This window comes from Oleiphilus sp. HI0079, assembly GCF_001635105.1.
The window spans coordinates 1-833 of record NZ_LWFT01001070.1 but is presented as its reverse complement, the minus strand read 5'-3'; the positions used below and the strand labels follow the sequence as shown (position 1 = coordinate 833).

1 protein-coding gene and 1 tRNA gene are annotated in these 833 nt (G+C 46.2%); both read right to left on the bottom strand.

The genetic code is table 11. The features are described 5' to 3' along the window. On the bottom strand, nt 1-281 hold a 281-nt coding region (locus tag A3750_RS19075; RefSeq protein WP_197475158.1), incomplete at its 3' end, for an alkaline phosphatase family protein. 307 nt (nt 282-588) lie between these two features. Next, a tRNA-Val gene (locus A3750_RS19070) sits at nt 589-665 on the bottom strand. Between the last annotated feature and the right edge of the window lie 168 nt (nt 666-833).

The following is an 833-nucleotide window of genomic DNA, read 5'->3' as shown; positions in this document are numbered from 1 at the left end:
GGCTGCGCCCCAGTAGACAAAGTGGTGTGGCCTACAATCGTCTCGGTATTCGCGTGAGCGTGATGCGCATCCAAATAAACCGTGCCGTTCTCCCAAAAGAACTTAAAGCCCTTGTCGCCAAACCGATCATAATACCGACTAGGCAAATCCGCTCGAAGCTGGTCGATGGTTATTTGAACGATGAGTTTGGGGGATTCAGATGCTGAAGCGATCGAGCTTAAGAATAATGCAGCGATGAGAGCGGCCAAAAAACGATCCTTCGAAAGTCGGTATAAAGACATAAATCTTCCCTAAAGATTTGTGGAGTGGAGTAGTTTTTATTGCCACTAAAGATAGACCAACAGAGATTAACAAACAAGACAAAGAACCATTATGACAGTCGGGAAATCATACGATCAACCTCCGCTCTATTTTGACTCCTTGTGAAGAATAAAATTCGGTAGATTATGCGCTTCGCTTCCCTACGGGCCGTCGTCACTCTGTAACGACGTTGTCTCGCAGCGGTGCTGCTCGGCTCGAACTCGCCTTCGGCAGTTCTCATCTTATTTTTTCCAATAAAAAACCCGCAACAAGTGCGGGTTTTTTAATTGGTAGGACTAGGCAGATTCGAACTGCCGACCCCCACCATGTCAAGGTGGTGCTCTAACCAACTGAGCTATAGTCCTGTAATTCGTTTTCTCGTCGCGAGAACGGCGCGTAATGTAACAAAGGCTCTAATACTGCGCAAGTAGAAAAACCAATTCATCATCGTTTTCTATCTACACAATGACTGTTCTGGATAAGAAACGGTCTAGTCCGTGTCCTGCAGTCATACCCATGCAACTAATCATGCG